22 protein-coding genes are annotated in these 24,171 nt (G+C 47.2%); 19 read left to right on the top strand and 3 right to left on the bottom strand.

The genetic code is table 11. From position 1 onward, the window contains the following. Positions 1-125: 125 nt before the first annotated feature. Positions 126-647 carry a cupin domain-containing protein gene (locus tag IEY34_RS07785; protein WP_189009978.1) on the bottom strand — a complete coding sequence of 174 codons (522 nt, stop codon included), beginning with the start codon at positions 645-647 and terminating at the stop codon, positions 126-128. Positions 648-812: 165 nt separating this feature from the next. On the opposite strand from IEY34_RS07785, the gene IEY34_RS07780 reads away from it, so the two are divergent. From IEY34_RS07780 to IEY34_RS07735, 10 genes are all read left to right on the top strand, one after another. Further along, positions 813-2,609, top strand: coding sequence for a sensor histidine kinase (locus tag IEY34_RS07780; RefSeq protein ID WP_189009976.1), 1,797 nt, complete (start codon positions 813-815; stop codon positions 2,607-2,609). Positions 2,610-2,713: 104 nt separating this feature from the next. Then, positions 2,714-4,033: an ABC transporter substrate-binding protein gene (locus tag IEY34_RS07775; protein WP_189009974.1), complete on the top strand. Its 1,320-nt coding sequence runs from the start codon at positions 2,714-2,716 to the stop codon at positions 4,031-4,033. 77 nt (positions 4,034-4,110) lie between these two features. Next, entirely contained in the window at positions 4,111-4,992 is an 882-nt protein-coding gene (locus IEY34_RS07770; RefSeq protein WP_189009965.1) for a carbohydrate ABC transporter permease, read from the top strand. Next, on the top strand, positions 4,992-5,843 hold the full coding sequence (locus IEY34_RS07765) for a carbohydrate ABC transporter permease (RefSeq protein ID WP_189009963.1): 852 nt from the start codon (positions 4,992-4,994) through the stop codon (positions 5,841-5,843). Before IEY34_RS07770 ends, IEY34_RS07765 begins: the two co-directional genes overlap by 1 nt. 56 nt (positions 5,844-5,899) lie before the next feature. Then, entirely contained in the window at positions 5,900-7,543 is a 1,644-nt protein-coding gene (locus IEY34_RS07760; RefSeq protein WP_229757519.1) for a helix-turn-helix domain-containing protein, read from the top strand. 124 nt (positions 7,544-7,667) lie between these two features. Continuing rightward, a complete protein-coding gene (locus tag IEY34_RS07755; protein WP_189009959.1) occupies positions 7,668-11,657 on the top strand; it encodes an endo-alpha-N-acetylgalactosaminidase family protein in 3,990 nt (1,329 codons plus the stop codon). 51 nt (positions 11,658-11,708) lie between these two features. Then, positions 11,709-11,909, top strand: coding sequence for a golvesin C-terminal-like domain-containing protein (locus IEY34_RS07750; RefSeq protein WP_189009957.1), 201 nt, complete (start codon positions 11,709-11,711; stop codon positions 11,907-11,909). Positions 11,910-12,877: 968 nt separating this feature from the next. Continuing rightward, on the top strand, positions 12,878-13,087 hold the full coding sequence (locus IEY34_RS07745; protein WP_229757510.1) for a response regulator: 210 nt from the start codon (positions 12,878-12,880) through the stop codon (positions 13,085-13,087). Continuing rightward, the gene (locus tag IEY34_RS07740) at positions 13,056-13,268 is read left to right on the top strand and encodes a helix-turn-helix transcriptional regulator (protein WP_189009953.1); all 213 of its coding nucleotides are present in this window, start codon (positions 13,056-13,058) and stop codon (positions 13,266-13,268) included. Before IEY34_RS07745 ends, IEY34_RS07740 begins: the two co-directional genes overlap by 32 nt. An 87-nt stretch (positions 13,269-13,355) precedes the next feature. After that, entirely contained in the window at positions 13,356-13,589 is a 234-nt protein-coding gene (locus IEY34_RS07735) for a helix-turn-helix domain-containing protein (RefSeq protein WP_189009951.1), read from the top strand. A 41-nt stretch (positions 13,590-13,630) separates the two neighbouring features. Here IEY34_RS07735 and IEY34_RS07730 read toward each other — a convergent pair whose 3' ends face one another. Beyond that, complete coding sequence (locus IEY34_RS07730; RefSeq protein WP_189009949.1) at positions 13,631-14,206, bottom strand: 50S ribosomal protein L25; 576 nt, start codon at positions 14,204-14,206, stop codon at positions 13,631-13,633. Positions 14,207-14,530: 324 nt separating this feature from the next. Here IEY34_RS07730 and IEY34_RS07725 point away from each other — a divergent pair, with 324 nt between their 5' ends. Genes IEY34_RS07725 through IEY34_RS07710 form a run of 4 tightly spaced genes read left to right on the top strand, consistent with a single transcriptional unit; the run spans position 14,531 to position 18,857 of the window. Then, positions 14,531-15,712: a glycosyltransferase family 4 protein gene (locus IEY34_RS07725; RefSeq protein ID WP_189009947.1), complete on the top strand. Its 1,182-nt coding sequence runs from the start codon at positions 14,531-14,533 to the stop codon at positions 15,710-15,712. Beyond that, complete coding sequence (locus tag IEY34_RS07720) at positions 15,712-16,821, top strand: glycosyltransferase (RefSeq protein ID WP_189009945.1); 1,110 nt, start codon at positions 15,712-15,714, stop codon at positions 16,819-16,821. Before IEY34_RS07725 ends, IEY34_RS07720 begins: the two co-directional genes overlap by 1 nt. Beyond that, positions 16,814-17,893, top strand: coding sequence for a mannose-1-phosphate guanylyltransferase (locus IEY34_RS07715; protein WP_189009943.1), 1,080 nt, complete (start codon positions 16,814-16,816; stop codon positions 17,891-17,893). The genes IEY34_RS07720 and IEY34_RS07715 overlap by 8 nt, the downstream gene beginning before the upstream one ends. A 19-nt stretch (positions 17,894-17,912) precedes the next feature. Further along, positions 17,913-18,857 carry a DUF1861 family protein gene (locus IEY34_RS07710; RefSeq protein WP_308422989.1) on the top strand — a complete coding sequence of 315 codons (945 nt, stop codon included), beginning with the start codon at positions 17,913-17,915 and terminating at the stop codon, positions 18,855-18,857. Between the two features lie 92 nt (positions 18,858-18,949). On the opposite strand, the gene IEY34_RS07705 is transcribed toward IEY34_RS07710, so the two are convergent. Continuing rightward, on the bottom strand, positions 18,950-19,621 hold the full coding sequence (locus IEY34_RS07705) for a hypothetical protein (RefSeq protein ID WP_308422988.1): 672 nt from the start codon (positions 19,619-19,621) through the stop codon (positions 18,950-18,952). A 267-nt stretch (positions 19,622-19,888) separates the two neighbouring features. Between IEY34_RS07705 and IEY34_RS07700 the strand changes: the two genes are divergently transcribed. From IEY34_RS07700 to IEY34_RS07680, 5 genes are all read left to right on the top strand, one after another. Further along, positions 19,889-20,911 (top strand): HD-GYP domain-containing protein, encoded by a 1,023-nt coding sequence (locus tag IEY34_RS07700; RefSeq protein WP_189009941.1) that lies wholly within the window; start codon positions 19,889-19,891, stop codon positions 20,909-20,911. Continuing rightward, positions 20,908-21,204, top strand: coding sequence for a helix-turn-helix domain-containing protein (locus IEY34_RS07695; protein WP_189009939.1), 297 nt, complete (start codon positions 20,908-20,910; stop codon positions 21,202-21,204). Before IEY34_RS07700 ends, IEY34_RS07695 begins: the two co-directional genes overlap by 4 nt. Positions 21,205-21,411: 207 nt before the next feature. Beyond that, the gene (locus IEY34_RS07690; protein WP_189009937.1) at positions 21,412-22,179 is read left to right on the top strand and encodes a YveK family protein; all 768 of its coding nucleotides are present in this window, start codon (positions 21,412-21,414) and stop codon (positions 22,177-22,179) included. Next, positions 22,160-22,825, top strand: a complete 666-nt coding sequence (locus IEY34_RS07685; protein WP_189009935.1) for a CpsD/CapB family tyrosine-protein kinase — start codon at positions 22,160-22,162, stop codon at positions 22,823-22,825. The genes IEY34_RS07690 and IEY34_RS07685 overlap by 20 nt, the downstream gene beginning before the upstream one ends. Before the next feature lie 45 nt (positions 22,826-22,870). After that, on the top strand, positions 22,871-24,154 hold the full coding sequence (locus tag IEY34_RS07680) for an efflux RND transporter periplasmic adaptor subunit (protein WP_189009933.1): 1,284 nt from the start codon (positions 22,871-22,873) through the stop codon (positions 24,152-24,154). The last annotated feature ends 17 nt before the right edge of the window (positions 24,155-24,171 follow it).

Raw genomic sequence — 24,171 nt, 5'->3', positions numbered from 1 at the left:
TCCGCTAACACGCTAGCATCCCCGCTTTTTGCCTAAATAGCGAACTTGAGTTCCCTTAATAGGATTTGTCGCTTGTAAGAAGTTAAACTCAAACCGGCGAAGCCATGGTTGTCCTGCTTCCTAATTTAAACCGGAATCAGCTCATAAGCCAATCGTTTAATAATCTCTTGGTGCTGAGGATACTGCGCCAACAGCTCATCTTGCGTGAACAACTCAAAATCCTGAAAATCAAATCCAGGAGCAACCATACAGCCAACCAGGGAGAACGTGTCCTTTTCCATAACGGAGGAACCAAAGATGGAATTCTTGGGAACCAAATATTGCAGCGATTCCCCTTTGTCCAAATTCATTCCTAGCTTGACTTCCTCATAGCTGCCATTTTCGTGAATGACGTGAATGGTTAATGGGCTTCCAGCATGAAAGTACCATAATTCATCTGATTTCAAGCGGTGAAAGTGCGAAACATCATGGGACTGCAGGAGGAAATAGATGCTTGTATACAGCAAGCGTTGACCATTAAATTGAACAGATAATTCCTTGTCTGTAACGGTTTCCTCGGCTTGATACGATCTTTTATAATAACCGCCTTCGGGATGAGCGATTAATTCAAGTTTGGAAATCCAGTATTCAGGACTTGTTGATACCATAGGATCATTCCTTTTTTTGTGAGAATTAGTGTTACCTTTTGCCTAGCATCCAACTATTATAAACGATTCTATGAAAATACAGTGTGAAAGTTTCATTACATTTTCATAGGCTAGTAGAGTTCCGACTTATGCTATGATTATGTCAATTATGGGGAGGTCGCGCGTATGAAGCTATTGAAAAAGCCATGGAGAACGTCGACGACGTTATATATTTTATTGTTTACGATGGTAGTGCTGCCGATTCTCACTATCTCTACGATGATTCTGCAAGTCTACAAGCGAGATCTCATTCAGCAGACGACGGATCGAACGCAGCAGACGCTTCACGCCGTTAAATATTCGATTGAGCAGGAAATCAATAATGTCGTCACCTTTTCGGCGGCTGTTGGCATGGACACCGAGGTGCTAGAAACGGCGACCTTGCTGCACGAGTCCAGCTCGAATGAACGTCAGCCCTATTACAATGACCTTTCGAAGGCGCTTGGCAAATACAGCTCATCCATGTCAGGGAGGGTACAGTCGGTCAATTTCTTCTTCAAGGGCGGAGGCAGCTATTCGTATCTGAAGGATTTGGCAGTCAGCGATATGACGCTGCGCAAAATGGACTGGTACCCCGCTACGATCACCGAGCAGGACCATGTGCATTTCATAGGCAAGCAAATGGGTGTGCTGTATGGTTCACCGGATGCGGCCAGCATTGTGACGACGATTAGACCGAGTTATTATCAAATGCTGCATGATATCGATTTTATTTATTTTGTATTCAGCAGGGACTATTTCGAGAAAATGCTGTGGCAAAATCCGATTAGCGGCTCATCCGCTTTTCGAATTCTTACCGCCGAGGGCGAAGTGATCGCTTCAAGCTACAATATTCCTCCAGATGAGCAGGAACTAGATGCCTCGCTGATGAGCCGGATCAGTGCGCAGCGTGAAGGCAACTTCGTCGCGACGATTCGCGGAGAGAAGATGCTGGTCACTTATGCGACGGTTGGCATTGCCGACTGGAAGGTGGTCTACAAGATCCCATACAGTGAGTTGACGGCCAATTATCGCAGCATTTATCAATTGATTTTATTCGCAACGGCTGTTGTCATCGTTGTATTTTTGTTCATTTCTTTTTATCTGCTGCACAAGTTAATGAAGCCGATCCACGTGTTAGTGGTGAAGATGTCCCGTGTTATGGACGGCAATCTCAATACGAAGATCGAGGCGTCCGGCAGCGCGGAAACAGTGACCCTCGGACGTACGTTCAATCATATGATGGATCAAATCAAGCTGCTGATTAGAGAAACGGAGCTGCAGGAGAAAGCGAAGCAGAAGGCGGAATTTGCTGCTATGCAGTCGCAGATTAATCCTCATTTTCTCATTAATACGCTGAACTCAATCAAGCTTATGGCGATCATCAGCGGCGTGGACAATATCCGCAATATGACGCAGGCGCTCATTCGCCTCGTGTCTTCGTCTTTCAATCGCGGGGGAAGCTTGACCTTGCTTGCCGATGAAATCGAGAATTTGAAGCAGTATATTTTCATCATGGAAACGCGTTACGGCAATAAATTCGAAGTGCAGTGGGTGGTCGATCCAGCCGCGACGTCCTTCTACATTTTGAAGCTGCTGCTGCAGCCGATTCTGGAGAATGCGATTACCCACGGCTTGGTAAGCAAAGAAACGAACGGGATGATTACGATCGAAATTCATAAGCTGGGAGAGCGTCTTGGGATCGTTATTGCCGACAATGGCATGGGGATTTCGGATGAACAGATCGAGAAGCTCGCGTCCTCGGATCAAGATTATACGTTCAGCGGCATGGGGATTCTGAATGTTCATCAACGGATTGTTCTGCACTATGGAGCGGAATACGGAGTGACCATCGAACGTCTGGAACCGACCGGGACAAGGGTGGAAATCGTCGTTCCCGTTATTCGCAGTCAGGATGAAGCGTTTGATTTTAGTTCAAAATAGATCAAGGATTGGGCAAAATCGATCATTCGGCTGTCGGTATTCATCGATTATGATTAATCCAAGGTACAAACAACCTAATCTTGCAACACGTGGAGGGTCAAGCGATGCGTAAACGAAAATGGGTAAGTTCATTGGCTTTGATTGGGGTCGTAGCGATGACGGCATTGACAGGTTGCGGCGATAAACAGACAGCAACATCAACGCCGGCGAGCGCAGCTCCCGATGCGACGAAAGCCGCACAAACAGTGAAGCCGGCAGAACCTGTGAAGCTGAAGCTGGCAATGTGGGACACCAAGGCGGACCTGGAGTTCTGGACGGAGAAGGTCAAAGAGTACACGAAGGTGAAACCTAACGTCTCCGTTGAAGTGGAGAAAGTGCCTGACAATGGAGGGCAATACCTGAAAGTTAGATTGGCGGCTAACGATTTGCCGGATCTGATGTATTTAAAGCCTGTGCATTTCCAAATTTACAAGCAAGCTTTGCTGCCTTTGGATGATTTGAATGCGGTGAAGAACAACAAGTATCCGACTAAAGTGGATGGCAAAGTGCTAGGTGTGCCGCTCGTTTCCTTCTCGGAATTCGTGTACTACCATCCAAGTATGTTCAAGGAATTAGGCATTGAAGTTCCGAAAACGTTTCCAGAATTCATGGCGGTCTTGGAAAAGGTCAAAGCAAGCAGCAAATACACACCGCTCGCGATCGGCGGCAAGGATGATTGGACCTTCTATCCGCTGATGGAGTTTGGCCCGCATATCTTATCCGGTGATGAGCAGTATTTGGCTAATCTAGCCAAGAATCCGGCGCCGTTCGCTGCTGGCAGCACATTTGATAAAATAGGCAAAGTCATCAAGGAAATCGCAGATAAGAAGTATGCAGGTCCAGACGCTCTTTCCGTCTCTTTCGACCAATCGACGCAATCGTTCGAAGCCAAGCAATCTGCAATGATCGCCTTGGGCCAATGGTATTATGCTTCCTACATGGAAAAGGTGAAAGCGGACGACGATTTGGGCGTATTCCCACTGCCATTCAACGACGCGAAAAGCGCGGATGTACAATCGATTATGATGTCCGACATGAACGTCGGGATCAACAAGAATTCCAAGAACGTGGAAGAAGCGAAAGCATTCTATGAGTGGATGTTCAGCAAAGACGTGTATACGCCGTTTATTAATAAATTACAACAGTTCTCTACGGTGAACGGTGTGACAGCGGAGCTGCCATTTTTCAATAAATGGACGACGACGAATCCGTACAAACCATTCATTTACTATGGAACCGATGAAACATACGCGAAAGTGAGCGCAGCAGCGCAATTCGATCCGAAAAAAGCAGCTCAAAGTATCTTTGCAGGCAAACCGCTTGATGGGGTTGAGAAAGAATTAAACGATAAGTGGAAGAAAGCGATCGATTCCGCAGCGAAGTAAGGACCATAGAGGGTACTATTTGAGCAAGACGGAATAGTACCCTTTTGTCATCAATAGAGAGTTTAGGAGTGAGTGAAATGAGTTACACCTTGCAGAAAAAAATTATTATAGGGTCATTCTTATTTGTTCCTGTAGCGCTCATGCTCTTATTCCTGATCTATCCGACGTTTCAACTGTTTCGGTACAGCTTTACGAATTGGGATGGATACAGTGAGAGCTTGAAATATATAGGTTGGGATAACTACAGCAAGTTAATCTTTGATTTTCCGGATGCTTGGAAAGCGATCGGCAACAATGGGATTTATTTTGTCATCCATCTCCTCTTCATTCCTGTGGAATTAATGACGGCGGTGCTGCTCAATCGCACCATTCGTGGAAGCTCGTTTTTTCGCTTTACGGTGCTTATGCCCTATATCATTAACGGTATTGCTGTCGCCTATATGTTTAGCTACATTTATAATCCGGTCAATGGGCCGCTTAATGAGCTGCTCAAAGCAGTGGGGCTGGAGTCGCTCATCACTGGTTGGCTAAGCAACTTGAACGTTGTCAATTACTCGCTGGTCGCCGTATCGGTATGGCGCTTTAGCGGTGTTCATATTATTCTCATGCTGGCCGGTTTGCAGTCGATTCCGACAGATCTATATGAAGCAGCTAAGATGGATGGAGCTGGTTTCTGGACGCAGCTGCGCCACATTACACTGCCAGGCATTCGTCGCGTGATGGAAATTATTCTGTTCCTGAACATCTCGGGCGCACTGCTGCAGTATGATATTCCTTATGTCATGACAGGCGGCGGGCCAGGAACAGCGAGCTCAACGTTTGGTTTATTTTCCCTGCAAACCGCATTTACCTACAATAATTACGGTCTCGCTTCAGCGATGGCGGTTAGTCTTCTGATCCTGATCATCGGATTCTCATCTTTGCAAAATTGGATCATTAAAGATCGGAGCGAGTCATAATGGAAACTTCACTTGCGGCAAGTAAACGTCAATTGCTCAGTAACGTGCTCTACTATATACTCTTTATTACGATGTGCTTGATCGTGTTTATTCCGATTCTTCTCGTTGTTTTCGGTTCGTTCAAGACGAATGCAGAGCTGGGAGCCACCTCACCATTTTCATTGCCAAAAAATTTCTTTCATTTCGAGAATTATGTCAAAGCCTTCAATGAAGGTCATATTTTGCTCGGTTTGCGCAATACGTTTGTTATGGTGGTCGTAAGTATGGCAGGGAATGCCTTGCTCGGCACGATGACGGCCTTTGTGCTCAACCGATTCGATTTTAAATTTAAAAAGGTCATTCTCCTGCTGTTTCTCGTTTCGATGATTATCCCGACCTACACAACGGAAATTGCGCGCTTTCAGCTCATTCATTCGATGCATTTATACAATACGCTGGGGGCTCCGCTGATTATCTATGTAGGTACGGACATTATGCAAATCTATATTTACATTCAATTTCTCGAAAAGATATCGGCACAGCTCGATGAAAGCGCAATGATGGACGGGGCTTCGTACTTCCGTGTGTTTTGGTCAATTATTTTCCCGCTGCTGCTGCCAGCAACGGCAACACTTGGCATTCTCAAAAGCGTGACGATCATGAATGATATTTATTTGCAAAATTTATATATGCCCAAGAAGGAATTGGCGACATTGCCGACGGCTTTAATGGCTTTTGTCGGTGAGAGAACGTCCGATCTCGTAGCGCTCTGTGCGGGAATTATTCTTGTCCTGCTGCCTAGTGTGCTGTTCTATATCGTGTTTCAGAGATTCATCTTCAAAGGGTTAATGGATGGCGCCGTGAAAGGGTAGCCGTCAGGCAATTAGACAGACGAACTTCTGTATGAGGGGGGACTTCCGTGTACAAGATGATGATTGTCGATGATGAACCGTTAGTTCGCTTAGCCTTGCATCATTTAATTGATTGGCAAGCTTTCCATATCGAAATTGTCTGTGAAGCGGGTGACGGTGTCGAAGCGTTCGCGCTGCTGAAGCAGCATGGCCACATCGACCTGCTCCTCGTGGATATCCAGATGCCCCGAATGAACGGCATTGAGCTTCTGAAAGCGGTGCGTGACTCGATCTCTCTGATGAAGCGGCCAATTCCTATTACACTGAGCGCCTATAGTGATTATAGCTATGTGAGGGAAGCTTTCCTCTTGGGAGCGCTCGATTACATCGTCAAAGTGGATATGGATGAGGAGCATATCGCCCCCGTTATCGCCAAGGCAGTCAAGGAATTAGAGCAATTGGGCGGGGAGCCGTCGAGCGAAATCATGGGGCAGACGGGCCTGCACGCTTTGTCTTTTCCAGATAAGGATGCTTTATTGCAAAAACTGCTTGATCCGCATCAGGAGAAGAAGGCGGAGGCGTTCGAACACTTGGCCGCTTCGGGCAGCGAGTTGTCACAGGAAACGAATGAGATGGCAATTGTCATTCAGACGGAAAGAGGAAGCGATACGACCAAGACCCATGGTTTTATCCAGCAAACGATGCAGACGGTGCTTCAGGAAATGGCGATTTCTCATGAAATCGTTCGCCGGGAGGCAGGTGAATATGTGCTGATGTGCGTGTTCCCGCAAGAACGCAGCGAATCAGCGATAAGGGCCAAAATTCACAGCGCGCTGACGATGATTCAGACGCGCTTGCTGCAATATGTGAATGCCTCCGTTTCGGTGGGCATTAGTGACCTGGCCAGTGGCTTCCTACAGTGGAGCCGCTTGTATGTTCAGGCCCGTCAGTTGGCTGGGCGGAGTTATTATGAGGGCTTGGGCAAGCTCTTTTACCGGGAGTCCGCGATGACCGCTGCGCACGGCTTGAAGGAGGCTCGGCATCAAGCATTGTGGGAGGATTTGAAGGCTGACAGGCTGGCATTGCTGCCAGCTTTGAGGCAGGCGGACGGAAGCCAGTGGGTTCATGTGTATGAGCAATTAACGAAGCGATTGCAGGGGGCGAGGCAGGAGCTTCCTGAGAAGCTGCGATCTTACTTTGGAGATGTGCTGTGGGAATTGGGGGCGATTCTGTATGCCAAAGACATTCGCATTGAAGAAGTACAGCCCTCGCAGCTAAATCCCTTCGAGGCCATTAAGCAACTGGAGACGCTCGACGAGACACTTCATTATGTCAGTCAGCTTCTTATGCGGTCTCACAAGGTTATTCACGGCAATCTCGATGTTCATGCAGTTCGTTTCAGCACGCCAATTGCCAGCGCCAAGAAGTTTCTCGACATGCATTATCGCGAGGAGGTCAACCAGTCGCTGATCAGCGAGATGGTGGGTGTGAGCGAGAGTTATTTGAGCAAGCAGTTTGTGAAAGAAGTGGGCTGTAATTTCATCCACTATTTGACGAAGCTGCGAATCGATGAAGCGAAGCGACTGCTGGAGATGGGGAGCCGGATCTCGGATATTTCCGAGCAGATCGGGTATCTCAATCCTGAGCATTTCAGCCGCATTTTCAAAAAAATGACGGGACATAGTCCCAAGGCCTACCGGGAGAGTTTGAGAAAAGAGTAGGTATGGGCTCCAATAAATCAGTCAAAAAACATCAAGGAATAACAAAATGTATCAATTATTTGTCCATAAAATCAGTGATATAGTAAGGGGGAAGTCGATCATAGTTGAAAGGGAGGATGAATTAATGAATCAAAAAGGTCGAAGAGGTCGTTTAACCTGGAAAATGAGTTTGGCCCTGTCTGCGCTGATGGCGCTGCAGGTTGGATCTGCCGGGATTGAACCCCTTGCCAAAGTGGTGTACGGCACGGCAAGCGCAGCTTCACAATCGATCACCTCATCGGTGCTTAGCGTGGAGGTGGACACGACGTTCCCCAAGGTAAGTCAATACACGTGGTTGGCTAATGGCGCTATTCTCTATGGGTCGGAGGACACGTTGAATCAGATTTACATCAATGGCACAGCGTACACGCCAACGGTTTCCTTTTCTTCCCCTTCAGCAGACACTGCTTTGTATACGCTTACAGTCGCTTCGCTGAATATTGATCTTACGGTACAAATGAAAGTGGCTGGCAATACTTTGCTTTTCGATGTGACGAATATTGCGGAGAATGGCACGACCAAAGTGAATACTTTGGAAATTCGCAATCATAATTTACTCTCGGTTAGAAGCACCCAAAGTGGCGCAACTTTCGCTGGCAACAAGATGTACACGGCTGTCACGGGCACAGGGGATACGATCAAGTCGGTAGCCGGTACGCCATCTGCGGACGCTGCATCGGTCGATTACATGTATGGCTTCGTCAATACGAATCAGCTTGCTGGCGGCCTGTGGACGAATTCCGTTTATGAAAGTGCAGACAATAACGGACGCGTGAAGGAGCAAACTGTCGCCAAAACAGGCTACTCGCGTACGGGGCTATGGAGCGGTGCCTGGATTTACCGCGCGAATGTCATGACGACGACGGACCCGCTGCCGAGCGCTAAGGTCGTCATTACCGGCGACGCCAATGCGGACAGCCAAGTCGATTGGCAGGATGGCGCGATTGCGTATCGCAGCATCATGAACAATCCAGTTGGGGCTGACAAGGTGCCGGATCTGGTGGTTCAGCGTATTCCGATGAACTTCGCCAGTCAAGCAACGAACCCGTTCACGAAGACGCTCGATGAGACGAAGAAAGTATACAATGCGACAGATGGCCTCGGTCAAATGGTCCTGCTCAAAGGCTACGGTTCCGAAGGCCATGATTCCGGGCACCCGGACTATGGAGATATCGGTCAGCGGCAAGGCGGAGCGACTGATTTGAACACGCTAGTAAATGCAGGCAGCGCTTATAACGCCTTGTACGGTGTACACATCAATGCTACTGAATCCTATCCAGAGGCGCAGGCTTTTAATGAAACGCTCGTCAATAAAAATTCGGCAGGCTGGGATTGGCTGGACGCGTCTTATTACATCAATAAACGCTATGATTCCACCTCCGGCAGCCGTCTAGCCAGATTGCAGCAGCTCAAAAATCAAGTGCCGAATTTGGGTTACATTTATATCGATGTATGGCAAAGCAATGGCTGGGATTCCCGTCAAGCCGCCCGCGAAGTGAATTCGCTGGGGTGGCCGTTAGCGACGGAATTCCCATCCGACCATGAATACAACAGCATTTGGAACCATTGGGCAGTGGACTACAACTATGGAGGTTCCGATACGAAGGGCTTTAACAGCCAGATTGCCCGTTTCATCCGCAACCACCAGAAGGACACCTGGATTGCCCGCGATCCGCTGCTCGGGGGCACAGAGCTATCCGCTTATGAAGGCTGGCAAGGGAAAACGAACTTCGACACAATGATCAATATGACGTTCGCGACCGATTTGCCGACGAAGTATTTGCAGCATTTCAAAATGTTGAAATGGACGACGAACACGATTAATTTGGAAAATAACGTGTCCGTCAGCAACGCTGGGGGAACACGCGTGATTACCAAAGACGGTCGTACGATACTGAATGGCGGCGCTTATCTATTGCCTTGGAATCCGGCAACGGAAGATAAGCTGTACCACTGGAATGCCGCTGCAGGCAGCACGACATGGACACTGCCCGCAAGCTGGGCGGGGCTGAGCACCGTGAAGCTGTATCAGCTTTCGGATCAAGGCCGAGCATTCGTCAGTGACCTCGCTGTGAGCAGCAATCAGATCACGATTCCGGCAAGTGCGAATAAAGCTTACGTGATCTACAAAGGAGCAGCATCAGCGAATGCTGCAGTGAATTACGGCGAGGGGGCCGGTATCGCTGACCCAGGATTCAATAACGGCAACCTGACTGCGTGGACGGTTGCTGGCAGTGGGGCATCTGTCGTGCGCAACACGAATGGACAGTATGAACTGCAAGTCGGCAGCAGCACAGGCGCGACGACAGTCAGTCAAACCCTTACCGGGCTCACGCAAGGCACTTATTATGCCTCTGTCTATGTGGCAACGGGCGGCAGCCGCAAAGCCTACTTGGGCGTAAGCAACTACGGCGGTGCCGATGTTAGCGCTTATGCGGACAGCTCGCTGTGGAAGAACTACATCGCAGCCGATTCCAAGCATGATACGATGATGCAGCGCATGTACGTGTGGTTCGATGTTCCTGCGGGCGCGACAACAGCAACGCTGTATTTGAAAACGGACGCAGGCACATCAGCAGCGACCTTCGATGATGTGCGCTTGGAGAAAATGACGAGAACAGCGAACCCGAATAATGATTATTTCGTTCAGGACTTCGAAAACGTGCCTGATGGCTGGTATCCCTTCGTCAAAGGCGCTGCGGGCGGTGTCAACGATCCCCGCACGCATCTGATGAAGCTGCATGCCCCTTTTTCACAAAAAGGATGGAATGGCAAAGCGATTGATGATGTGTTAAGCGGCAATTGGTCTCTCATGGCACACAAAGAATCGTCTGGTTTATTGTACCAAACGATTCCGCAAACCTTGCGTTTCGCACCGGGAACGACGTATACGGTAACGTTCAGCTATGAGAATCAGGCAGCTGGCGATTATGCTTTTCTCGTGGGCGATGGCACCTCGATTGTATCGACAACGAGCTTGGGAACGGTGACGACGCCTACGACTTTCTCCAAGGTATTCACGGCTGGCGCTTCCGGCAACAGCTGGATCGGCATTCAGAAGGTGACGAGCAACGATACGGACTTCATCATGGACAATTTGAAAGTAACGGTGGGAGGCACGGTTCCTGTAGATCCAACAGTAATTCCCCAATCCCAGATGACGGCTGCGGCAACAAGTCAGGAGACCGTGAATGCGAGCAATGCCGCAGCGAACGTGCTGGATGGCAACATGTCAACCTTCTGGCATACCAAATGGGATTTATCCAACCCGCTTCCGCAGTCAATTACATTGAATTTGGGTGGCAGCTACATGATTAATCAGCTCAAAATGCTGCCAAGGCAAGACGGCGGAGCTAACGGGAACATTACGGGATACAAAGTTTACACAAGTACGAATGGAACAACCTTTACGCAGGCAGCGACAGGCACATGGGCCAATGATGCTTCAGAGAAAAGCGCAGCGTTCACAGCAACAACGGCAACATATGTACGATTGGAAGCTACGGCTGGAACTGGCGGCTGGGCTTCAGCAGCAGAGATTAATGTATACAAAGCAAGCGGCAGCGGTTCGGCGTATACGCAAGATTTTAACAGTGGAATTACAGGTTGGAATCGGGTTGTCGGTACGGGAACGGTCGGCGCACTCTCTGGTGGACTCAATATTAACGCGAACAGCAGCAGTACTGTTGCCATAGACAGCAGCTCCCCGGCGAAAGCCGACGGTGTCTACACGTTTAAAGTGACACCGCAGAATGCCAATGGGCGCTTCCAGGCTGTGTTTCGTTACACGGGGACTAGTGATTGGGCAGCAATCGGCTATGATCTTGGCACTTCATGGGCCTGGTCGAATGGAGCGGGGCAATATGGCAATTTCACGGGACCTGCGCTAGCGAGCGGGACGACTTATTTGATCAAGGTACAGTTTACGGGTTCAACGGTTACCGTGTGGGTAGATGGCACACAAATATATACAGGCATAGTAGCCAACCTGCCAACGTCAGCAGGACAAATCGGTTTCCGCAGCTGGAATTCGGGCAACATGCTGTTTGACGATGTAAGCTACTCGGACAACTAAATTTCGAGAAGCCTCTAGACCACTTTGTTAAGTGGATGTAGAGGCTTTTTTTTGTCTGCGAAATCAATACAATTCGAACCATTTCTCGGAATGGCAACAGTAAGCGTCACTCAACGGGTTTACGGAGGTCAGTGGAACTTGCTTGGCTCGTATCCTTTCGTGGCGGGAACGGGCGGGAGCGTCACGGTTCGCACCGATGATACCGATCGGTTTGTAACGGTTGACGCGGTGAAGTTTGAACTGATACCTTAGAGCGGACTCCTCATCTTTCAACTAGCTAGATTTTCCGCGTATGTACCACAGATAAGAGCCTCCAGAGGCTCTTATTCCCCGCCAACACCCATATTCCGCGCAGATAGAAGTCTCCAAAGGCTCTTCTTCCACATCAAACCCCACATTCCGCACAGAGCAGCAAAGTTCAGCACCGCCAGGTCGTTGCCTAAGCATTCTGCATTCTAATGAACTGGATGATGCTTATAGACGAAAAATTGGCTGCTTTGGCGATCTAATGAACTGAATTGGGGTTATCGAGCAGTCTATAGGTGCAATGGTGGTCATTTGCTTGAAATAAGGTTTCGTGAATACATTAGATTTTTAAAGTGAACCATTCTGATCGAATAGAGGTTATTGAGTTCGTAAGGGGAATAGCCTCAAAATTCCTTGTCTTGCAGCAGCCACATTCCCCGCAGATAGCAGTCTCCAGAGGCTCCTATTCCTGCAACAAGCTGGATTTTTCACACCAAACCACAGATAAGAGCCTTCAGAGGCTCTTATTCCCCGCCAACACCCACTTTCGGCGCAGATAGAAGTCTCCAAAGGCTCTTATTCTTTCAACTAGCTGGCTTTTCCGCACCAAAACCACAGATAAGAGTCTCCAGAGGCTCTTATTCCCCGCCAACCCCCACATTCCGCGCAGATAGAAGTCTCCAAAGGCTCTTATTCCTTCAACTAGCTTACTTTCCACACCAACCAAAACCAATTGATACTAAATTTAAAGTTTTCTAGAAATAATTTGATGCTAAAATTACATGTAGAGGTAAGGGGGAATTTAAAGTTAATAGTTCGGGGAATGGAATGTCGCAAACCAGCTGGAGAGGAGTTCTAGCCCATGCTTCGCATACTGCTTGTAGAGCACGAAACGAATCTGCGCTCCTGATTCCGCAAGCTTGCTGGAAGAAGTGATCGGCAGTTGTAAGGTGGTCGGTGAGGCGGCTAATGGTTTGGAAGCTTTGGAATGGCTGAAAACGAATGCCGCTGATGCCGTGATTACGGATATTAGGATGAAAGACATGAATGGGATTGAATTGACGAAGCGACTCAAGTTACAGATGCCTAATCTGCCGGTCATTATTGTTAGCGGCCATAGTGACTTTGCTATCGCCTTGGAGGCGATTCGTTATGAAGTTACGAGCTACAGAAACCGGTGTTAATCTTTCCGATTACGTCGCGCAGTGCCGGATGGAGAAGGCCAAGAATTTCTTGCAAAATTCGCAGCTGAAAATTCAGGATATTTCCCGGCTGTCCGGTTATCCGAATGCGAAGTATTTCATGTCTGTGTTTAAGCAGCTGGTTGGCTGCACCCTCAACGGAATACCGCGATCATGCGTCTGAAGTTTAATGACGCAAGGAACCCTAGACAAGCCCAATGAATCAGGCTATTATCTTTACTATATCTGTTGATTAAATTGAGGTGTAGGCATGCCGGGGGTTCATAGCAATCTGAAAGAAATGATGAGAGAAAAAGATCCTAAGCTATCGATTCGTCAGCTGGCCAAAGATATTGATTACCATTTTGATTCGGTTCGAAAGATGTACAAAGATGAGATGGTTCAGTATCCGAGGGACTTGGTATGGCGGCTTTGCAAGTATTTTAAGGTGACTCCAGGGCAGTTGATCATTGTCGATTATGGAGAGGAAGACCAGTCAAATTAAAAAAGGGAACCCTGCACAATGTGTAGGATTCCTATTTTTGTTTAGGCTGGAACGACGGCTGGTTCCTCTGCGTGGGCATGCGAGATTTTCACTAACATGGCCGTGGCGTCGGACAGGACTTCAATTCCTTCGTGAAAGGAAAGATCAGAAACGAGCAGATGATCGCCAATACCAAGTCCGCTAATATCAACTTCAAAAGCGCTAAGCAACTTATCAGGCATGCAGCGAACTTGAACTTCGTACAACTCCACTTGAAGAATTCCTCCCTCTTTAACGCCAACAGGCTCACCAGAGAAATGAATGGTAACTTTGGAGTCCATGCTTATATTCATATTCAGTTGATAGAAATCGACGTGAACAATCTTGTTGGAAATAGGATCTCTTTGAACATTTTGAAGGAGAACAGGCTTGCTGCCGTTTTGTGGAATAGCTGCATGAAGTATAGCACGGGGATTCCGTTTCAAGGTGGAAAGGATGTCCTTTTCGCTTACCGTAACGGAGATACTGCCAACGTCAGTGCCATAAACAACGGCTGGCACCAGACCCTGTTTTCTCAATAGATTCATTTGTGACTTGCTTAGTTGGTCCCGTTCGCTTAACTGGATAGAATTGCTCATCAGTGTGTTGCCTCCTAATCGAATGGGAAAAGATCTAAAAGACCGATTAACCATAATATGTTTAATCAGCCGAGGGAATGACCATATTTTCTTGTCATATGTTAATTTTATCACAAGTTTCCCGCATGTCAAACGGCATGCCTGTTTACCGAGCTCGCATTGACAAGAAAATAAGGTCGTGCTAAGGTTTAAGCAGCAGATAGGAGCGGAACGGCAAGAGCAAGGGAAGTTAATTGGATAGCGATTTACGTAGGAAATAAAGTGATCTTTATTTCTTTTTTTGCACTCATTTGTAATAATTTATAAAAAATAGGAGGAATTTCAATGATTTTAAAATCCATTAAACGCAATGTCGCTTTTTTGGGAACAAGCCTCCCCAGAGAGTGCGGGTTAGCTACATTTTCACAGGATTTGATGAACGAAATTGCACGGATCGAAGATTTTAATTCACCCCGTATGATTGCCCTTAACAATAACAAATCGTATGTGTATGGCAGCCAAGTAATGGGACAAATTAGCCAGCATCAACGAGCAGATTATAGTAAGACAGCACTGGATTTGAATCGTTCTGACATCGATTTGCTTGTCATTCAGCACGAGTTTGGGATTTATGGCGGCGAAAGCGGCGAGTATGTGCTGGATCTGGCTGAGAAATTAAAGATTCCATTCGTTGTCATTTTCCACACGGTCCTATCGGAACCTAGTGATAAACAGCGATTGATCATGAAGCGGCTTGCCGAGCTAAGCTTTAGAGTGATTACAATGGTTCAAAATAAAGTGCAGGATTTGCAGGACGTCTACGGCATCGAAAATGCGAAGATCACGATGTTTCATCATGGTGTTCCTTTCGTGGATACGGCCTCAAGAGATGAGCTGAAAGACCGCTATGGGTATGCGAACAGGCAGATTCTATCGACTTTCGGATTTCTGAGCCCAGGCAAAGGGATTGAATATGCCATTGAAGCGATGCGTGGCGTTGTCGCCAAACACCCTGAAGCGCTATACATCATTTGGGGCAAAACACATCCAGTCGTGCAGCAGGAAGTTGGAGAAGTCTACAGACAGAAGCTGATGGATTTAGTGTCGAAGCTTGGACTCGAGGCGCATGTCACTTTTGTAGATAAGCTTTTGACACAGGAGGAAGTCGTTGAATCACTGGTCTTATCCGATATCTATATGACTCCTTATCTGGGCAAGGATCAAGCTGTAAGCGGAACGCTAGCCTATGGTATCGGTTATGGCCGGGTCATTATCTCAACCCCCTACCGCTATGCGGTGGAAATGTTGGCAGACGGCCGCGGACTGCTGGGCAATTTCCATGATTCAGCCTCGCTCGAGCAGCACATCGTGAATGTTCTGGACCATCCGGATTTGAAGCTGGAGATGGAGAGCAGAACACAAGCGCTTGGAAGCACGATGATGTGGAGTGAAGTCGCCAAGTCTTATGCGGCGCTGTTTCGTGAAACGATCGCGAGCCGGATTGTGATCAAAGGGAGTGCGGTTTGATGGGGAAGCTGACGGTCAAGCCGTTCACAGCGGATTATTTGTATCGCTTAACGGATGATACCGGCATCTTTCAGCATACGAAATTTGGCATCCCTGATCGTTCCAAGGGGTACACGTCCGACGACAACGCGAGGGCTCTAATCGCTGCAGTCATGCTGCACAAGAACAATCAAGATAGCAAGGCGCTAAATCTAATTTCGATTTATTCGTCCTTTCTTCATCATGCGCAAAATGAGGATGGCAGCTTTCGGAATTTCATGGATTATCAGCGGGCATTCATTGAACAGGTAGGCTCGGAGGATTGTCTGGGCCGTTGTTTATGGGCGCTCGGATTTACCTTGTCGGAAGCATCTGTCCCGGATAATATCCAGAATACTTGCCGATATATGATCAATCAGGCACTCAAGCATGTGAAAGGCTTATCGTCTCCGCGGGCCATGGCCTATGCGATGATTGGTTTGACGTATCTGCTCGAAACGCCGCAAGCTTTCACGTATCAGTTCCCTTATCCGACTAAAGAACAAGGAGATTCCGCGTTTCTTCCACAAGCGCAAATAGCTTCCTTAGTTGAGGAGCTGGCAATGTGGCTGCATACTCAATATCAAGCGAATAAAGGCGATGGCTGGCTGTGGTTTGAGGACAGTATAACCTATGGCAACGCGATGCTGCCTTGGGCGCTTTTCAAGGCCTCGCAGCTTACATCGCAGTTGCAATACACAGAGCAATTCCGACTAACGGCTAAGGAAAGCTTGGACTATTTGGCGTCCGTTACCTTCGCTCAGCAAGGTTATTTCAAGCCGATTGGCAGTCATGGTTGGCTGACGAGAGGTCAGGATGCCGCTCTGTTTGACGAGCAGCCGATTGAGGCATGCGAAATGCTCTTAGCCTGTATGGAAGCGTACAGAGCGTTAGGGGATCAGACCTATTATATAAAAGCGTTGCTCTGCTATGACTGGTTCCACGGGCATAACTCAAGTCAACTTTCCTTGATTGATGCTCAGACCGGTGCCTGCTACGATGGCATTCATGCTTCCGGATTGAATCTCAACCAAGGCTCGGAAAATATCGTCTCGTACTGTATGGCTAGGCTGGTGATGCAGCATGAATAAATTCGCAACGATACTTGCCGGCGGCGGGGGAACCCGCTTCTGGCCGCTTTCCAGGCAAGAGCTGCCCAAACAGCTGCTGAATATCAGCGGCAATGATATTATGCTCAATGATACGATTCAGCGGTTCAATGGGGTGATCCCTATGGAGAATACGATCGTAGTTACGAATCGTTCCCAAGCTGTTTTGCTGGAAAGCATCATGCATACGAGTGTCCAGCCCGGCAATATTTTAGCGGAGCCTGTGGCCAAGAACACAGCGGCAAGCATTCTTCTGGCTGCCTTATTTATTGAAAAGCACCATGGCGATTCGCTTATGGTCGTTTTTCCTTCCGATCATCATATTACCGAAGAAGATAAATTCAAGAAGACGCTGGATCATGCCTGCCAAATTGCGATAGAAACCGGTAAGCTCGTGACCATCGGAATCAAACCTACGTTTCCCTCGACAGGCTATGGCTATATTTCTTGTCAAAATGAAGCCTTTATGAGCAAGCCATGCAGCGTGTATGAGGTTGCTGAATTCGTAGAAAAGCCTAATTTTGCGAAGGCCCAGTCCTATCTTAGTTCAGGCCACTACTTGTGGAACAGCGGGATGTTTATTTGGAAAACGTCCAGCATTCTCGATAATTTCAAGCGATTTTTGCCGAGGCTATATAAAACGATGCTGCCTTTGATGGCCTACATGGGCACAAGCCAGGAAGTAGAAATGATTAACGCCATTTATCCTTCGCTGCAAAACATTTCAATTGATTACGGCATCTTGGAGCGCTGCGACGAGGTTGTCGTGATTGAAGGTGATTTTGGCTGGAACGATATCGGAAGTTGGGATGCGCTCGGGGCTATCTTTCCTCCAGATGTAGACGGGAATATTGTGAAAGCGAACTACGTAGGGATTGAAACGCGAAATTCCATTATTTATGGGGAAATAAGATTAATTACCACGCTTGGTATCGATGGCTTGATTATTGCAGATACCAAGGACGCGCTGCTCATCTGTTCGAAGGAGAAAGCGCAGGATGTCAAGGAAATCGTTGCTATGTTGAAAGAAAAAGGCATGCTGGAATACACCTGAGAGAGGCTGAATGTCACCTATGATGAAACTGGAATGGCAAACGAAGACATGCAAAGAACTCCTGCTGGATTATCAGCCTGCTCGGCACAAAGGCCGCAAACTCCATTTTGCCGGAGTCGGCGATCGGGATGTCTACAATATTACGGCTCCTTTCATGAATGAAGGGGAGCTCTACATCGCAGGCCGGGTCGAGGCGCGGGATTCAGAGGAATCCGAAATTATCTTCTTTACATGCCGGGAGGATATATGGACACCCAAGCTGGATTTGCCCAAATTTCAGCTGCAAGATCCATTCATTACCCAGATTAATGGCGAATGGATTTTCGGTGGCGTCGAGTTGTATTTTGACCAGGTGACGAAAAGAGCGATTATCGGTTGGAAAACCGTGCTCTACCGAGGGAAGAACCTGCATGAACTCAAACATGCCGCTTCGGGTCCATGGAATATGAAAGATATCCGGCTGACCGCACTATCGGATGGACGGATTGGCGTATTTTCGAGGCCGTTCGGCATCGAGGGCACACGAGCTGTCATCGGATTCAGCATCCTCGATTCGTTCGATGAATTGTCGGAAACAGCGATTATCCAGGCTCCCTTGTTCCGCGATCAATTCCTGAAGGACGAATGGGGCGGCGCAAATGAAATCCATTTGCTGACAAATGGGTTTCTTGGCGTGCTGGGCCATATCTCGTATACGGATGACGAAGGACGGCTGCATTATCATGCCATGTCCTTCGTCCTTAATCCTTGGACGAGGGAGAAGTCACCGGTCAAAATCATTGCAACCCGCAGCGACTTTCCGGACGGACCGGCGAAGCGGGCAGATCTGGCAGATGTGATCTTCAGCGGAGGTTTGGTCCGAAAGGCGAACAGTTTGGCGGACTTATATGTCGGAGCCAGCGATACCGAAGCCCATTATATGGAGATTGCGGATCCTTTTACGGCGTATGAGCAGATGGCTTGATGATAAATGCGTATCAGCCCCCGCCATGATGGCGGGGGCTGATACGCTGAGAATAAGCTAGCCGAACGTGCTTATTTGTTCGAATGGAAAATTTAACAAGTAAATGCGTCAATAAACCGCAAATCCATGCCGAAGTACATCCAAGAGAAACCATTCCAACGGAAACCGCCTATGGACGTTGAGCCCACGAAGATAGGGAAGTACCAGAAGGACTGGCCGTTGCGCAGCCACACGTAAGTGAAATTAAACAAACAGCGAGCGATGCCGCCAGGATTAATGGCGAAGGCCTCGCCGCCAGCTGCAGTAAGCGGCTTTTGCGGAGTGAAGGCTGGTGGCGGGGAGGTAGGAGCCTGCTGGCCGCCTCCTTGCGGTGGTCCTGGCAAGCCTGGACCTGGGAAACCACCGCCAGGGAAGCCAGGCTGCCCAGGGAACCCGCCAGGTTGCCCGGGGAACCCGCCAGGCTGCCCAGGGAATCCGCCAGGTTGCCCAGGGAATCCACCAGGCTGCCCAGGGAACCCAGGCGTCATCCCGCCACCGGGAAAGCCGCCGCCGCCGCCGGGAAAGCCTGGGATGCCAATCATGCCGCCCAAGCCGCGCGGATCATAAACAGGCACCCAAGCGTAGGCTTGCGGTACGGGATAGCCGTATGGATAAGGCGCAGGTTGCTGATAGGCTTCATTTAAAGATTGTTCCGTCTCAGGCTGCTGCACGATTTGGGTATCTTGATCCAAGTCTCTGAGCTCTTGTTTTTTCTTTGCTGTCATAGTAAGTAAGTTCCTCCTTAGGTTAAAGCGGAATTGTCGATACTTACTCTATGCAGATGACTAGACGGATGTCACGGGGTAGGATAGAATGAATTTCATGTCATGACCAGACCAATAGTCCTATTATGGATTATGGTTTTCCAGTCTATAGGCTCTTTATCCTAGTTTATATGTTTAAATACGGGCTATCTATCCCATAGATGGAAATAAATTTGTCGTATATAATTGAAATTGGTTATATTTTGAAAATAATTGGGGCGAGCTTCTTTGAGAGAACTATTGGGTAAGAAGTTGAAATACGATGTCACAACAAGTTATGGACTTGTACTAGTACCAAGTCAATCCGTCCTCACGCAGGAGCACCTGGATTTATTCCAGCAGCATCGTATTGACTTCATGGACATCATGACGACCGTGGAAGAAGAAGAAATTGAATCCGAATCATCCATTAATTCCTCCGAACACCTTGTCCAAAAAGCTTCTCAATATGCCAAGGATTTATTCGAGCGTATTCAATCACAGAAGAAAATCCCCTTGCTAGAAATCAAGAATGATTTGATTCCTATTGTTCAGCAAGCGGCAGAGAACCCCGATTTATACGAGTTGTTTCAAGCTGTCAAAGCGAAAGATGAATACACGCATCAGCACAATATTGGTGTTGGGATTCTGTCAACGCTGATCGGGAAATGGTTAAATCTCGATGATAAAGAAGTGGCGCTGCTATCTCTTGCAGCTACCATGCATGATGTAGGGAAGATTACGATAGCAGAAGAAATTCTGCTGAAGCCAGGTAAGCTGTCGGACGATGAATATGGCGAGATGAAGCAGCACACGGTTCGAGGCTACAATATGCTGAGAGAAACTGCGGGGATTCATTATAGGGTTGCCCTAGTCGCGCTGCAGCATCATGAGCGGGCTGATGGCACGGGGTATCCGCTAGGTCTCAAGGATTCACAAGTAGATCGCATGAGCCGTATCGTAGCCGTTGCAGATGTCTTTCATGCTATGTCCTCGAAGCGTCCTTACCATGAGATGATGCCGTTTTACGAAGTTGTTAATCGGATGAGGGAAGGCTTTTTCGGTGAATTAGATCCTCATATTGTCGCTGTTTTTCTGAATAATATGATCCAGAATTTAGTTGGCAGGAAAGTGAAGCTTACTGATGGTCGATGGGGAGAGGTCGTTTATATTAATCCTACGGATGATACGAACCCCCTTGTTAAGATTGATGATATCTTTGTAGATCTTAGTCGAGAACGACATATTCATATAAAGGAAGTTGTTGTATGAAGGAAATAATGGTAGAAGACAGCCAGTTATTGAATCAATTTTTCGCTAGTTATGGTTTAACCCAGCGTGAATCAGAGATTCTCGGTCTAATCGCTACACATGGTTACACGAATCGGGAAATTGCTGAAAGCTGTTGTATTAGCGAAAAGACGGTAAAGATTCATTTAGCGAATATCATGAGTAAAATTGGGATTGGATCGATGCGCAGATTGTTAGCCCTGCTCCTGCAACAGGCACTGACGCTCTCGAAACGATCAAATGAACTTAGTCGAATACAAGCCTTAGGCAATTAAAACGATGAGAGAAGTCTCCGGAAGCGGGGAGTTTCTCTCTCTTTTTTTTGCGATTAATGCGTGATACGATTTGGAACTTAATCGCGAAAAATTGTATTGACATGATACAAAAAGTATCTTAAAGTATACCTATAACATGATACAAATAGTATCAAAGGTTAGTTGAAACGGAACATCAAGCAAAGAAGACTTCTTTGGAGGGGAATCATGGAAATCAATGTGAAAGAGTACTTAATTATTATAAAAAAGCGTATGTGGCTAATTGCGATATGCGTGCTGGGGGTAACTATTCTCACAGCCCTGTATACCTCATCCAACTATCAACCTATCTATCAAGCATCCACGAAATTGATTGTAAATAAAACTGTTGAGCAGGATCAATTAGGTAAAGAAAGAATTGATTATGGCGCCATAGGCGTTAATCTTGCCCTCATGAACACATTTAAGGAAATTATTAGAACTCCTGCTATTATGGATAAAGTCGTTCAACGTTACCCCGATTTAAATGTTTCCACGGATCAACTCATATCCATCGTTAATGTGTCTAACCTCAATGAAACGCAAGTGATGACCATCAGTGCTCGACACTTCTCGCATGAGAAAGCTGTGAAAATCGCCAATGCAGTTTCCGATGTCTTTCAAGTGGAAATTCCCAAGATTATGAAAGTCGATAATGTCACGATTTTGAATAGGGCCAAAAGTCAGGATTATCCGATTCCTATCAATCAGAAGTCTAACCAATATATTATTCTAAGCTTTATTGTGTCCCTCGCTGGTATGGTTGGCTTAACGCTTCTCCTAGACGCCTTGGATGACACGATCAAAACGGATGAGGATGTCCGCGATATTTTCGCAGCACCAACAATGGCCTACATACCTAAGTTCAAAGACAAGGATAAAGAACCGCGAACCAAACGGAGTTATAAATCCAGTAAAAAAACAGGGGAAACGCCATATGCCAAAACCATCCACTAATGTTCCGATTATGATGCAAATCAACCCGCATTCTCCGGTATCAGAGGCCTATCGTTCCTTACGCTTTAATATTGAATGTTCGGCTTTGGGACAGGAAGTCAAAACCATTACGGTGACTTCGGCAAGTCGCGGTGAAGGTAAGACGACGACTGCGATCAATTTGGCCGTAGCTTACGCACAGATTGGCAAGAAGGTCCTTTTGCTGGATGCCGATTTAAGAAATCCTTCCATTCACATGGTATTTAATAAGGAAAATACAGTGGGATTGACGACTTATCTAGGCAGCGAGACCTCTATGGAGGAAAGCATTCAGGACTCATTTATCGAAAATTTATGGATCATGACCTCAGGTGCCGGGCGCCAAAATCCTTCTGAGCTATTAGCCTCCAAACGAATGGCTGCGCTTCTAACAGATTTCAAAGCCGGTTATGACTTGGTGATTGTAGATACGCCTTCGGTGCTGACCTTAACGGATGCCAAGCTCTTGGCAGCGCAATGCGACGGGGTTCTTCTCGTTGTGGAATACGGCAAAGTGAAGCGCAATATGGCCAAGAAAGTGAAAGAAGAGTTAATGATGGCCAACGCTAAATTGATCGGTGTCGTCTTAAACGAAATCAAAGACTATCGTGCAGATGCTTATTTATAACAGTCCGTTAACAAAATCAAAGTAAGGGGAGCGAGTTTATAGCAAATGAGACAAAAAAGATGTAAGCCGCGTAGAAAAACTGCAAGAACCTTCTGTATCTTGGCGCTAAGCATTGGCGTTTTGTCTGGATGCTCAGATACAGCTCCGATTAATTCCGATTCGAAATCAGTTTATAATGAACAAAGTCTGAAAAGTGTGAAAGCTTTTAAAGTCATTAAGCAGAAAATTGGCGACCCTCTCGAGCGTACCGCTGAAGTGCAATCCTCGGCACAATTCGGTGTTGTGTCCAAAGCAGCGGGTGATGTGGAGCAAATCTTCAAGAAGCGCGGAGATATGGTACAAGAAGGAGAAATTATCCTCAGACTCAAATCTGGAGACGTTGCCCTGCAAAGGCAAGTTGCTGAACTAACGGTTAAGACGGCGCAAGAGGCTATTGAAAAAGCAAGAGTGAAGGCCAAGAAAGAGACCGAAAATCAAAAGCTGGAAATGAGCAACTCGATTCAAAAAAAGGAATTAGGGATGACCAGCCTGCGCAGAAGCTATAACAAAATGAAGAATGATTATGATATCGGTTTAGTGACCAAAGCCCAGTTGTTCCAAATGGAAACTCAGATGATGGATGCTCAGCTGGATCTGGATCAGCTCAAGAAGAAATTGACGATGCTGGAGCCGATTGACATGACCTCGGAGCTGGAAACACAACTTAAAAATGATCAGATTGCCTTGCAGCAAATGGATCAAATACTCAAAAACCTTGAAATAAAGGCACAAGTCAGCGGTCTATTGACCGAGATGCCGCTGGAAGCCGGGATGTCGCTGCAGATGGGATCAGCGGTTGGGGTCATTATAAGACTGGATCCCGTCAAGATCAAAGCGCAACTGACGGAAGAAGAAACGAGACACTTGAGTGACAAGAAAGAGCTGCCTTACTATTTAACGGGAACTACGCAGAAGTTCAAAGGGCCGATCAGTTATCTCTCCAAGGTAATAGATCCCCAAACGAGAGCTTATGAAATCAATTTGGAAGTGCCGAATAAGGATTTAGCCTTGAAGCCTGGTATGAAACTAATGATTCAATTGACGGAAGAGAAAGATCAAATCGTACTCACCGTTCCTACATATGCGATTGTTAAAGAGGGCGATGCCAACTATGTGTTCGTAGTTGCAGGCGATACGGTTGAGAAACGAAGTGTCCAGCTAGGTCGCTTGAATGAGCCTATTCAGGAAGTGATTTCCGGTCTTAAAGAGGGCGATCTTGTCGTAAAAACGAGCCCGAATCAATTAAGAGATAAAGAAAAAGTTCAAATGACGGCAGTTGAAGAGCAATAATGGAAAATGGAGTGACT

It is taken from the genome of Paenibacillus marchantiophytorum, assembly GCF_014640555.1.
GTDB classification, from domain to species: Bacteria; Bacillota; Bacilli; order Paenibacillales; family NBRC-103111; genus Paenibacillus_E; species Paenibacillus_E marchantiophytorum.
The sequence above is the reverse complement of the archived record's forward strand: the minus strand, read 5'-3'. Positions and strand labels throughout refer to the sequence as shown.

Bases quoted from the DNA above. Each gene is read 5' to 3' on its own strand.
- IEY34_RS07765 (WP_189009963.1), top strand. From the start codon at position 4,992: ATGGAAACTTCACTTGCGGCAAGTAAACGTCAATTGCTCAGTAACGTG.
- IEY34_RS07690 (WP_189009937.1), top strand. From the start codon at position 21,412: ATGGAAATCAATGTGAAAGAGTACTTAATTATTATAAAAAAGCGTATG.
- IEY34_RS07740 (WP_189009953.1), top strand. From the start codon at position 13,056: ATGAAGTTACGAGCTACAGAAACCGGTGTTAATCTTTCCGATTACGTC.
- IEY34_RS07735 (WP_189009951.1), top strand. From the start codon at position 13,356: ATGCCGGGGGTTCATAGCAATCTGAAAGAAATGATGAGAGAAAAAGAT.
- IEY34_RS07705 (WP_308422988.1), bottom strand. From the start codon at position 19,621: ATGACAGCAAAGAAAAAACAAGAGCTCAGAGACTTGGATCAAGATACC.
- IEY34_RS07730 (WP_189009949.1), bottom strand. From the start codon at position 14,206: ATGAGCAATTCTATCCAGTTAAGCGAACGGGACCAACTAAGCAAGTCA.
- IEY34_RS07780 (WP_189009976.1), top strand. From the start codon at position 813: ATGAAGCTATTGAAAAAGCCATGGAGAACGTCGACGACGTTATATATT.
- IEY34_RS07720 (WP_189009945.1), top strand. From the start codon at position 15,712: ATGGGGAAGCTGACGGTCAAGCCGTTCACAGCGGATTATTTGTATCGC.
- IEY34_RS07775 (WP_189009974.1), top strand. From the start codon at position 2,714: ATGCGTAAACGAAAATGGGTAAGTTCATTGGCTTTGATTGGGGTCGTA.
- IEY34_RS07715 (WP_189009943.1), top strand. From the start codon at position 16,814: ATGAATAAATTCGCAACGATACTTGCCGGCGGCGGGGGAACCCGCTTC.
- IEY34_RS07785 (WP_189009978.1), bottom strand. From the start codon at position 647: ATGGTATCAACAAGTCCTGAATACTGGATTTCCAAACTTGAATTAATC.
- IEY34_RS07725 (WP_189009947.1), top strand. From the start codon at position 14,531: ATGATTTTAAAATCCATTAAACGCAATGTCGCTTTTTTGGGAACAAGC.
- IEY34_RS07770 (WP_189009965.1), top strand. From the start codon at position 4,111: ATGAGTTACACCTTGCAGAAAAAAATTATTATAGGGTCATTCTTATTT.
- IEY34_RS07685 (WP_189009935.1), top strand. From the start codon at position 22,160: ATGCCAAAACCATCCACTAATGTTCCGATTATGATGCAAATCAACCCG.
- IEY34_RS07755 (WP_189009959.1), top strand. From the start codon at position 7,668: ATGAATCAAAAAGGTCGAAGAGGTCGTTTAACCTGGAAAATGAGTTTG.
- IEY34_RS07695 (WP_189009939.1), top strand. From the start codon at position 20,908: ATGAAGGAAATAATGGTAGAAGACAGCCAGTTATTGAATCAATTTTTC.
- IEY34_RS07710 (WP_308422989.1), top strand. From the start codon at position 17,913: ATGATGAAACTGGAATGGCAAACGAAGACATGCAAAGAACTCCTGCTG.
- IEY34_RS07760 (WP_229757519.1), top strand. From the start codon at position 5,900: ATGATGATTGTCGATGATGAACCGTTAGTTCGCTTAGCCTTGCATCAT.
- IEY34_RS07680 (WP_189009933.1), top strand. From the start codon at position 22,871: ATGAGACAAAAAAGATGTAAGCCGCGTAGAAAAACTGCAAGAACCTTC.